This is a genomic window from Terriglobus sp. YAF25 (genome assembly GCF_052113305.1).
Classification (GTDB): Bacteria; Acidobacteriota; Terriglobia; order Terriglobales; family Acidobacteriaceae; genus Terriglobus.
The window spans coordinates 1-11,808 of record NZ_JBFRCY010000032.1; the positions used below are offsets into that span (position 1 = coordinate 1).

The following is an 11,808-nucleotide window of genomic DNA, read 5'->3' on the forward strand; positions in this document are numbered from 1 at the left end:
GAAGCAGCCGAAGCCCATCCTTTAATGGAGCGCCACGAAAGATGGGATTGCTGTAGATCACCAGAGGCGGCTGGTCCTGGCTGAGAAATGGCGCCCACAACGGATCATGCAATTGTGCTGAAGCAACACCGCGGCGCGGCAGGGCATAACCAAGCGCCAGGCCCGCAACCAAAGCTACCAAAATAAAGATGATGCCGAGCGATATCCGCCCTCGGCTCTCGGGAGCGATGACGGTCGAGGGAAGCGAGAGAGCAGATGCCACTGCGGGAAGACCGGTCTCGCCGATCAAACGCTTCTTGAAGACAGGCAGGTAGTGGCCCTTGGGAATCTCGATGGTGATGGGCTCCGACGCACCTTCCTCCTTAAAAAAGGAGGCGAGCTTCTGTCGCAACAATCGAGCCTGTGAGCGAACGATTGAGTCTTCGCTGGAGTTGTAGCCCGGCTTGCGGCCGAAGACATTCACTCCAATCTGTTGTTCTGAGGCCTCTTCCGGGCACTCGCGCAGAGCGCAGTCCACGATGTAGTTCAGGAACTCCCTGAGCTTCGGAGAAGCGGCGAGCTGAGAACCGTTTGAAACCCGCTCCGTAACGCCCCGGTACTGTTCGATCTCTTCCGGACTGAACTTCATTTCCAATCAACAGTTTACTCCCCGTGAAGCACGGTGAATTGACCGTAAAGCGCCTCGCCAACGGGTGTAACGGGATAGTCCGCGTGCAAAGCTGATGCATCCAACACGACGTCCCAACAGAGACGACGTATGGCTTCGCGCCATGCAGGAGTAAACACAATGAAGAAGCAACGACGTGTATCCCTAATGGGCTACTGTCTGCTCGCACTGGTCTTTTTGATCGCCAGCGCGACGCAGCTCTCGGCCCAGGCACTCTACGGATCGCTGTACGGCAACGTACTCGACGCGACCGGTGCCGCCATTCCTGGAGCCAAAGTGACCGTAACCGACACTCAGAAGGGAACCCAGCAGGTCGTCACCTCTGGACCCGATGGTGGCTGGAGGGTCGATCGCCTGATCCCCGATACCTACAAGGTGAAGGTCGAGGCTCCCAACTTCTCCCCGACAGAATCGCAGCCCGTTGACGTCCATGCGGACAGCGCCCAGAAGGTTGACCTAACCGTCGGCCTGCAGGCTACGACCACGACCATCAATGTCACCACCGAAGCTCCCGCCCTGAAGACGGATAAGGCGGACGTTGCGACGGTGCTCGATCAGACCACCATCGCGAACGTCCCCAACTTCACCCGGAACTTTACCAACTTCCTGCTGCTGACCCCGGGCGTGCAGCACTCCAGCTTCAACATCGCCGGTCCGGAGAACCCGCAGGGCGGCATCGCTCTCAACTCCAACGGCTCCAATTACGGCGAGCAGGGCTTCATCCTCGACGGTACGGACAATCGTGACCCCGTCCTGGGAATCATCGTGATTAACCCAACGCTTGACTCCATTGCCGAGACCAAGGTCATCACGCAGAACTACGATGCAGAGTTCGGCGGCGCCGCCGGCGGTATCGTCAATGTCACCACCAAGTCGGGCGGCAACGCTCTTCACGGCGATGCCTTCTTCTTCCGCCACAGCGACTACTTCTACGCCCGCAACCCATTCACGCAGTACCAGGCCGATCCTGTCAGCAACCGCTTTATCCCCAGTGAGCTCTACAGCCAGTTCGGCGGAGCCCTCAGCGGTCCCATTATTAAGGACAAGGCATTCTTCTTCCTCGACTACCAGGGCCTGCGTCAACGGCTCGGCGGCACCCTGCAGCAGAACGTACCCACGGCACTGCTGCGCTCCACCTGCCTTGCATCCAGCGGAAACTGCAACCTTTCGCAATACACCAGTCAGGTGCTCTATAACCCCGTCACGAAGACCCCGTACAGCAGCACGCCCGGACAGATTCCGGTAAGCTCGCTCTCTCCCCAGGCGGTGAACCTGCTGCGCCTTATTCCTGCAGCCAATGCCAATGGAACGTCGACGACGAACAACTACGTTGCCAGCGGCAACGGCGTTCTCAACGGAGATCAGGCGGACGTTCGTCTAGATCATCAGGCCACGCAAAACCTGCACCTCTTCGGCCGTTATGATTACGCTCTCTTCCGCTTGACCGGCGTTCCGGTCTTCGGCGCTGCCGGCGGACAGGGCTTTGGTCTGCAGAACACCAGCGGCCTCACCAACACGCAGAATCAAAGTGCAACCGCCGGTCTCGACTGGGCGCTCTCGCCTTCACTTGCAACCGATCTCCGCTTCGGCTTCCTCAGCTATCACGTTGCCGAGAGCAAGTATCCCGGCCAGGTTTCTGCCGATACACTCGGCATTCCCAACCTGAATGTCGCGGCTGACACCGGCGGAGCTCCGACCTTCAACTTCAACCAGGGCGGCTTCAGCGGCCTGGGCAACCAGGGCTGCAACTGCCCRCTGCTGCAGAGCGAGCAGGTCTTCCAGCTTGTGAACAACTGGACCAAGACCCGCGGCAATCACACCATCCGCTTCGGCGCCGACCTGCGTTATGCGAAGAACGTCCGTAACGCCAGCGACTTCAACCGCAGCGGTCAGTTCATCTTCGATAACTCGTCGACGGGTCTCAGTGGCTCCGGCGGCAGCGATGTCGCTTCGTTCCTCGTCGGCTACGCAGCGCGCTTCCAGCGCTTCGATGTCTTCATCAACGATCAGTACAGCTATCAGAAGCGTCTTGCTTTCTATGCGCAGGACAACTGGCGTGTCACACCAAAGCTCACCGTTAACTATGGAGTGCGTTGGGATCTCATCTTTCCCGAAGCGGTTAACGGCCTGGGCCATGGCGGCTTTGCCTCGCTTGAGGCCGGCGGCATCCGTGTTGCAGGTGCGAACGGTATCGGCACCAACGGCGGACAGCGCATGGACTACACCAATGTTGCAGGTCGCCTCGGCATTGCTTACCAGCTTCATCCCAACACCGTTGTCCGCGCAGGCGCGGGCATGACCTATGACACGGTCGGCTACTTCGGAACTCTCTTCGGCAGCGTGCTTTCGCACAACCTGCCGGTGCAGGGCAATGAAGATGTCGATCGTACTGGCAACTACGCCGCCAATCAATATGCCGCTACGCTGGCTGCACCGCCGGCGCGGCCTACCGCGTTTACCATTCCGACGACTGGCATCATTCCATTCCAGGACAAGTACGCGCAGCAGTTCCGTGGCGATCGCATCACATTGCCGCGGGTCTTTCAATACAACGTTGCCATCCAGCAGCAGTTCGGCAGCAAGACCACGGCTGAGATCGCATACGTCGGCAACATCGGCGATCGCGTCTATCCGGGTGAGACCTACGGCTACGATCTGAACAGCCCAAGTCTGCCAACCTCGGCGGCACAGCTGGCCGCCGGCAACACCTTGCGTCGTCCGTACTACAACCGGTTCTCCGGTGTGTATCAGGGGCAGGTCGTTACYTGCTGCTCCAGCGGCATGACCAGCGCTCAGGCGAACGGCCGCGCTATCTACAACGCACTGCAGACCAAGGTGACGCAGCATCTGTCGAATGGTCTGTTATTCAACGCCAACTACACCTGGTCGAAGGCAATGAACTATGCCAACGACGCAGCCTTTGCGCAATACAAACGCGCCTCGTGGGGCCGTAACGACACCAACCGCGAACACATCTTTGTGCTGAGCGGCGTGTATGAGCTGCCCTTCGGCAAGAACCGCATGCTCTTCTCCAAGGTGAACAAGCCTGTCGATTACATGATCGGCGGCTGGTCTCTCTCCGGGCAGAGCACGTGGGAGAGCGGACGGCCGTTCACGCCCACCTATGCGGAGTGCGCCTCGGATCAGGACCTCGACACTGGCTTCGCCAGTCCGGGAACGACCAGCCTCTGCCGCCCGAACGGCAATGCGTCGGCCTTCCCGCTGTCGGTCGGTTCCTTCGATACGTCGAGTCACTCCCGCCGTTACTTCACGCCGGTGGCCGCGCTTGCAACCAATGGAGCCGTCTCGGGTCCGTTCAGCCGTCCTCAAGTCGGACAGTTCGGCAACATCGGTCGTCTCTCGATGGTTGGGCCCCGCGACTTCTTCGCGGATGCCTCGCTGATCAAGGACTTCCCGATCACTGAGCGGGTGAAGGGCCAGTTCCAGTTCCAGGCCTTCAACGTCTTCAACCACGCAGCCCTGGATATTCCCACTGCAACCTATGGCCGCTGCGTCGACTGCTCGGCCTCAACGCAATCGACAGCCGGCACCATCACTTCCCTCGAACCGAACAGCACGATGCGCCGTCTGCAGTTCGCGGCACGTTTGCAGTTCTAACCTGCAAGCATAGGGCGTGAGGACCGGTACCGGTCTTCACGCCCACTTGCATCTGCCTCCTGAAAACATAAGAATCTCTTCCATCAGCACCTGAGGTCTCATGCGTTCCGCCATGCCACGCATCCTGCATCTGCCTGTTCTTGCTGCTTTGCAGCTTCTCTCTATGCCGAGTGCCCATGCACAATCGTTGCCGCTCGATCGCGCCTACCTGCAGCGTGAGTTTCATGCCGTCGATGCGTTTACGCTGAATGCAAATCCACTCGTCATCCATCGTCCTGCGCGCGCCAATCAGCCCTTTTCTGTAACGGGAGAGCGCGGAGCCATTCTGGGCCAGCAGGATGGCACCTTTGAGCTGTGGCTGCTCCCCGTGAAGATCTTTCACAACGCAAAGCTCTCGGCCCGGCTTGAGGGATATCCCGCGCTCATCGATCTCAACGCACAGGCTGCGGAGATCGAGGTCCGTCCGGACCATACGACCGTTACTTACTCGCATGCGGCCATTACGGTAAAGCAGCACATGTTCATTCCGCGTGGACAGCCCGCCGGCCAGGCGACCGCGGTGGTGCTCTTTGAGGTCCRTGCATCGCGCCCTGCGGCCATTACGCTCTCACTCGATCCAAGCCTCGAACGCCAGTGGCCCGCGCCTAACTTCGGCCGCGCGAACGGTAGCTGGATTCCCGCAGGCACCGGCGGCGCCTATCTGTTGGAGACGGACAATCCCGCCTTCTTTGGCGCGATTGCGATGCCGCAGGCGAACCACGGCGACATCCGTCCGTATCAGGAACGCCCGCAGACTATGCCTCTAACCTTTACCTTCACCTACGATCCGGCGAAGGACGATGGACATTTCTTTCCGCTGCTGTGTTCGGTCGCAGATCTGTCGAGTAGTACACAGCCAGACAGGCGTACGCTGCTGGAAAAGACCTTTGCCGCCGGTGATCACGTACAGGATCTTTATCGATCCACGGCAGACTACTTTGCTCACTTCTTCGATCAGCGTCTGACCGCACATACGCCCGACAAGCATTTTGATGAAGCTCTGCAGTGGGCCGAGGTCGCGATCGAGCAATCGAAGATTGCTCGTAGCGATGGTGCGGGTCTCGCCGGCGGATGGTATACGTCGGGTGATTCAGCCCGCCCCGGCTTCGGCTGGTTCTTCGGTCGCGACACGCTGTGGACGCTGTATGCGGTGAACAGTTATGGAGACTTCGCCCTCAGCCGCCAGGCACTCGAGTTCCTCATCTCGCATCAGCGAGAAGACGGCAAGATGATGCATGAGTACTCGCAGACGGCCGAAGCGGTGGAGTGGGCAAAACTGCCATACCTTTATGCCTCCGCCGACGCCACGCCGCTGTTCGTCATGCAGATGGAAGACTATGTCCGCGCTTCGGGTGATGTTGCGTTTCTGCGGACACACTGGGACAACGTGAAGCGGGCCTATGCGTTTACCCGCGCTCACACGACCGCTGGCGCCTTCGACAACTCGCAGGGGACAGGCTGGGTGGAAGAGTGGCTGCCGAAGATGCCACACCAGGAGATCTATCTGGTGGCTCTCGACCAGCAGAGCAGTGAAGCCATGTCGCGGCTGGCAACGCTGATGAATGATACGGAACTCTCTTCGACCGCAGCCGGCACGGCAAAGTCAATTGCCACACTCCTCAAGGAGTTCCGCGGGAGCGACGGCATGTATGCCTTCAGCCGCGATACCGATGGCGCGTATGAACATGTGCCGTCGATCTTCTCCAGCGTTGCCTGGTGGAACGGCCACCTGAGTCTGCCGGATGCGAACCAGATGTTTGCTGCGTGGGCAGGATCGCAGTTCAGCACGGACTGGGGAACGCGTTCGGTGGCGAGCTCAGCGGCGATCTACGATCCCATCAGCTATCACCACGGATCGGTGTGGCCGCTCTACACCGGCTGGGTCAGCATGGCGGAGTTCCGCTCGGGACATACGCTCTCTGCCATCGAGCATCTGCGCCAGAACATGCAGCTTACCTGGCTGCAGGATCCAGGCTTCGTCACTGAGGTATTGTCGGGCAAGTTCTATCAGCCGCTGGGCCGCAGCAGCTCGCATCAGTTGTGGTCCTCGGCGATGGTGCTCGCGCCAGCCATCCGCGGTCTCTTTGGAATTGAAACCGATGCGCAGCAACACGTCCTCTATGTCCATCCCCAATTGCCGGCGGACTGGAACGAAGCCACATTGAACAACGTTCGCGTTGGCGATGACTTCTACACCGTCACGATGCGGCGCGTCGACGGTTCGCTGGAGGTGGAGGCGGCTTCAGAGAAGCCAACAACGCTCGCTCTGGTTTCGGGGGCGGGGGCGCCCGCAGCTCCGCAGAAGCCAGCGACACATCATGTACTTCGCCTACCGCTCCCTGCGATGGAAGTCGCTCTGCCTCTCAGCAATCCACATGAAGGCGAAGAGACCTCGGGGCTCAAAGTCGTCGATCAGCAACTGACGGGCCACCGTCTGACGCTCACACTGGAAGCGCCTGCCGGAACCACACAGCAATTAAAGGCGCATGCGAACAGCAAGCAGAAGCTCGGGTTGCACGTAAATGGTGGCGAGCTCCACGACGATATATTGCAGGTCTCCTTCGAAGGAACACCACAGCCCATGCCTAAGTACGTTTTGAAGACTGTGACTCTGACCTGGTAACTCCAGGTGTGCCCATGTACCGGGTGCCCCAGGTCCCTCGGAGACCTGGGTATTCGCGTTACACGCGAAACGTCTTTCTATTCCCGCTACTGCAGCATCAGACTCGCCAGCGTCGTCACACCATCGAACAGATTCCCCAACCGGATATTCTCGTTATCCGTGTGCTGGTTATCGTCATAATTCGCAATCGATATTCCCACCGTCGGCACATGAAACGCATCGATGAACGGTGAAGCCGGCACGCTGCCGCCCAGCGTACGAATGCGCACAATCTTGTCTCCCCATGCAGCCTTCAGCGCTCCGGTCGCAAACACCGCCTGTGGATCGTTCGGGTCTGTCCTCCATGCTCCACCGCTTGTGGCAGTTAGAGCGCGCGAGGTCACTTTGGCCACCTTCGCATGGGACGCAAGCGTTGCCACATCCGGATCCTTGTCGACAATGTAGTAACCCTGCGCGCGGATGAAGTCGATCACCCGTTCCGCCATTACCTGCGGATGGTTCTCTTTCACCAGCCGCATCGCAATCTCCGCCGTCGCGCTGGCGGCAATCACACCACCAACCTCGCCACCCTTCATGGTGTGCACGCTGAACGCGGGAAGATTCAGACCCTCCTGCAGCGAATGTGCCGCGCCGTCCAGCGATCCCACACCGAAGTCGCGCTGCATCTGCGCGCTCTGATCAGGCACCGCGTCCATCATCGCCTTTGCCTCGGTAGCGAAGGGAAGCACGTCGCTGTAGAAACCCGGAATGACCACCTTGCCCGTGCTGTCCACCATCGAAGAGATGAGTTGCGCCAGGCGCACATTGGCGTCTGGCATCCAGTTGCCGTAGTTGCCGCTGTGCATCCCCTGCTTGGCGGTGTAGACGGTTACGTTGACGCCGGCTCCGCCACGCGCGCCGTAATAGATGGTCGGCCCGCTGGGATGCTGCGGTCCATCGAGAATAACCAGAAGATCGGAACGAAGCTTCTCCGGATACTTCTGAATCACCTCAGCCAGCCCTTTGCCGCCGCCCTCCTCTTCGCCATCGAGGAAGACCTTTACGTTCTCCCGCTGCGACGATCCGATCGCGTCCAATGCGCAGAGAAAAGCCTCGATCGGGGCTTTGTCGTCTCCCGCAGCGCGCGCATAGATCCGCCATGCATCGGGAAAGGTTGCACTCGACAGATCGGTCATCACTTTGCCGCCGGCTTCTATACTGTCGGTCCGCACCACCGGGACAAATGGGTCGGGCTGCGCCCACCGTTTTGCATCTACCGGCTGGCCGTCGTAATGGATATAGAAGAGGATCGTCCGTTTCGCTCCCGGGGTGGTCTTCTCTCCGAAGACCATCGGAACCCCACTGCTCGTCGGCCATATCGCCGTATCCAGGCCGCGCTTCTTCATCATCGCGGCCAGTAGATCGGCATTGGCCTGCAGCGCTTTAGCGTCGCCGTGGATATTCGGCAGCGACAACAGCTTGAGATACTCCTCTACGATCTCGCGGCGATGCGTGTCGGCGTAGGTGTGAACTCTGCTGACATCAACGGTCTGCGCCGGCAGTGAAGACACGACGCTGCAGGTAAGCGCAAGAAGAGAAAAGATGCGGGAACTCGTCACAGCACACTCCTTTGAACAGAGTTGGACTGCCAGACACGTGCGGCCAGGAAGCCATGCGGCTTCATCAAGATGGAACGGATACCTGAGTTATACACATCAGGCGCTCTGCGCCAAAGCCGTCGCGGGAACTAAATTGATCTCGGCGTTGTCTATCTCCTCATGCAAGGCGCGGCGTGCTTCCATTGGCGGTCGGGTGGTAGTCTCACAATTGTGATCAGGCGTTGTTTCTCCGCGGTTCTTCTCAGTGTTGCCCTGGGGACAGGTGTGTTTGCCCAGCAGCCGGCGCAGGAGAAAAATCCCTCGACCACCGTGCAGCTTCCGCCGGCGCCACTGCTCCCGCAATCGCTCGGCACGTGGACGCTCACCGATCAGAAGCCCGCTGTCACCGATACAGGCCTCAACGACGTCATCAACAAAGAGCTAGGCGTAAAGCGGTCGCAGGCCGGCATTTACACCTCCGGAAAGAATCAGCTCTCAATCGTCGCGACGCAGTATATGGATGCAACCGGCGCTTATGCAGCCTTCGCTTCGCTGCGGCAGTCGGGCACACACGCCGGTCCGGCAAAGATCGGCAATGAGGCTGATGTGAAAGGAAACGAAGTGCTCTTCTGGAGCGGACCAACACTGGTCTCTGCTTCGTTTCAAACGCAGCCTGACTACAAAGCATTGGAGACATTGACCAACGGACTGCCGAAGCTTGGCGGCGCCGCCGGGCGCGCTCCGGGATTGCTTTCGTATCTGCCGAAGTCAGGTCTTCGTGCGGAGAGCGTGAAGTATGCCGTTGGTCCCGCGACCTATCAGCACGATGGCGGGCAGCTGAATCCATCCATCGTAGATTTCTCCAAGTCGCCGGAGATCGCCACAGGGCAATATCCTCATGGCACCTTCGTTGCGATCTACTATCCCACGCCAACGATTGCCGGCGATCGCTCACGTGCGCTGCTGAAAGATCTGCTCGATCATCTGCCCGCAGGAGCGACAACAGACTCCATCTCTGTTCGGCGAGCTGGCCCTATCGTCGCGATCACCTATGGTCAGTTCACCGCGGAAGAAGCGAAGAAGCTTCTTGACCAGGTGCACTATGAGACCAACGTCACCTGGAACAAACCAGAGGGTTACATCAGTGAAGCCAGCAAGGCGGCACGCTTGCTGGTCAACATCATCCTTGGTGTCTTTGCCATGGGGATCGCTGCATTGGTGCTGGGTGCGTTCTTCGGTGGAGGCCGTGCATTGATTCGCGTATTGCAGGGAAAGCCTGCCTCGTCAATGCATGATGCCGAGTTCATTCACCTGGATCTGCGTCAGGATCTGCGCCGGGACGCTCCACCCCCGGCCCGGGAAAACTGACCCGTTTCTGGTGCAGCGAAATATCTAACGGGCTGAATTCAGGCAGGTTTGCCGGGAAAGGTTACCCCCTCAGAGGAGAATAAAGGGCGAACAGATTTTGGCTCAGGTTACTGTTTGGTCACTCTTTATCTCATTGATAATAAGAGGCTTATGGATGGCCAGAAATTGCCTTGACACCCCGTTTGGGCGAACCATAGTATTTCGCCAGAAAGTTCTGATGGCTTTGCCTCCGTTGGAACTATTCTCCCTACGAAGAGGCCGCCCTGTTGCCGGGCGGCTTCTTCCTTTTCATTTCCACCGGCTTTGCGTGCAGCGTCAATCCCCGATAAAATCACTGAGGAGTCCGCCGACGTAGCTCAGTTGGTAGAGCAGCTGATTCGTAATCAGCAGGTCGCCGGTTCAAGTCCGGCCGTCGGCTCCAGTCACTTCCACTCTGCTTCCAGCGACAATCCCCACGACAATCCAAGATCACTGCTATGCGATCCTTTTGTTCATTTCGATAGGATTCAACCAGAATTTTGAGCGAGATCGGCAGTATGTGCATCAGAGCGCTTTGCTGGCTCGGGTAAAGCGTCAGCGGAGAAATCTGCTCTTCAATCGGTCTGTGGCGGTATGCCCAAAAACAAACACCGTTCACGTTCAGCTCTAATCCGCCGATGAATCGGGGATGTTCACCATGCACGATCTCTTCATCGCCATCCTCTTTCTCGTTATTCTTGTTGCTCCTTGTCTCGTCGCTCTGGGCTTCACTGATGACACGGGCGAACTTTAGTACCAGATTTGGTACGCGAATTCCACTGATTTCTTTCGTAGACCCCGCTAACCCTCTTGATTACAGCCTGTTTGCGAAGCATACTCGGCACAAGAGGAGACGGTGCCGATCGAGATAACCCCAAGCGATAGCTACAGCCGTCAGGATGTGCTTCGTATTCTGCGGCTCCATCCCCGGCAATTGGCCGGGTGGGAGCGTGCCGGCCTCTCCGCCGTCAAAGAAAGCTACAGCTTTGAGGATCTGGTACGGTTGCGCCGTCTGCGCGACCTCAGCGCCTCGCGTATCTCATCCCGCTCTATCCGTGCCGGCATCGATGCCATGCGGCGTGTTTCCGGAATGACCAACCCGCTGGTTGAGGCAGCCTCGATTGCCCGCCGCGGCTCCCGTCTGGTCTTCCGTCACTCCGGTGCTCTGGTAGATCCTGTAGCGCAGCAGCTTCTCTTTGACTTCGATCCGCAGGCATCCCGTCCGCTGGCTGTGGTGCGCGCGCATGAGGCCGCCATCGACAAGGCGATGCAGGTGCAGGAGATGTTCCTGCAGGCGGTGCAACTGGAAGAGCACACTGCGACCATTGGCCAGGCGCAGCAGATCTATCTCGACCTGCTGGAGCTCGATCCGAACCACGCTCCGGGCTGCATCAACCTGGGAACCATCTACTACAACCAGAAGCTCTATGGCCGCGCCGAGCAGCTCTACCGCTGCGCCACGATTGCCGACCCCAGCTACGCATTGGCTTTCTTCGACCTTGGCAACGTGCTGGACGAGCTGCAGCGGCTTCCTGAGGCCATTGAAGCTTACAAACGCGCCATCGCCCTGTCGCCCTCCTACGCCGACGCTCACTACAACCTGGCGTTGACCTTCGAGCGCTGCGCAGAGCGCCGCCGGGCGCTGCCGCACTGGCTCGCCTACGTCCGCCTGGACCCCATCGGTCCCTGGGCCACTCACGCGCGCAGCCAGGCCAGGCGTATTCTGGCCGGCGAAAAGCTGTCTATCGTGAAACGTCACGCAAGCAAATAGTTCCCAGAGCAATTCTCTTAGAGCATTTTCACTGTTGCTCGGTATTCCGGAAAAGGCGTGCAGCGGCGTTTTCATTGCGGAAAACGCCCATAGCTGCGGAATCCTCTCGGTACACCTGCAGTGAAAA

Annotated in this window: 5 protein-coding genes, 1 tRNA gene and 1 pseudogene; 5 read left to right on the plus strand and 2 right to left on the minus strand. The window is 59.0% G+C overall.

Annotated features, from left to right (window positions below; genetic code table 11):
- Window positions 1–628, minus strand: a pseudogene (locus AB4043_RS02245) (hypothetical protein); the annotation flags it as partial.
- Between the two features lie 159 nt (window positions 629–787).
- Here AB4043_RS02245 and AB4043_RS02250 point away from each other — a divergent pair.
- Entirely contained in the window at window positions 788–4,285 is a 3,498-nt protein-coding gene (locus AB4043_RS02250) for a carboxypeptidase regulatory-like domain-containing protein (protein ID WP_442301878.1), read from the plus strand.
- A 100-nt stretch (window positions 4,286–4,385) separates the two neighbouring features.
- Entirely contained in the window at window positions 4,386–6,947 is a 2,562-nt protein-coding gene (locus AB4043_RS02255; protein ID WP_442306424.1) for an amylo-alpha-1,6-glucosidase, read from the plus strand.
- Window positions 6,948–7,033: 86 nt separating this feature from the next.
- Here AB4043_RS02255 and AB4043_RS02260 read toward each other — a convergent pair whose 3' ends face one another.
- Entirely contained in the window at window positions 7,034–8,545 is a 1,512-nt protein-coding gene (locus tag AB4043_RS02260) for a M20/M25/M40 family metallo-hydrolase (RefSeq protein WP_442301880.1), read from the minus strand.
- 210 nt (window positions 8,546–8,755) lie between these two features.
- On the opposite strand from AB4043_RS02260, the gene AB4043_RS02265 reads away from it, so the two are divergent.
- From AB4043_RS02265 to AB4043_RS02275, 3 genes are all read left to right on the plus strand, one after another.
- Entirely contained in the window at window positions 8,756–9,892 is a 1,137-nt protein-coding gene (locus AB4043_RS02265) for a DUF6599 family protein (RefSeq protein WP_442301881.1), read from the plus strand.
- Window positions 9,893–10,237: 345 nt separating this feature from the next.
- Window positions 10,238–10,313, plus strand: a tRNA-Thr gene (locus AB4043_RS02270).
- A 453-nt stretch (window positions 10,314–10,766) separates the two neighbouring features.
- Window positions 10,767–11,681: a tetratricopeptide repeat protein gene (locus tag AB4043_RS02275; RefSeq protein ID WP_442301882.1), complete on the plus strand. Its 915-nt coding sequence runs from the start codon at window positions 10,767–10,769 to the stop codon at window positions 11,679–11,681.
- The last annotated feature ends 127 nt before the right edge of the window (window positions 11,682–11,808 follow it).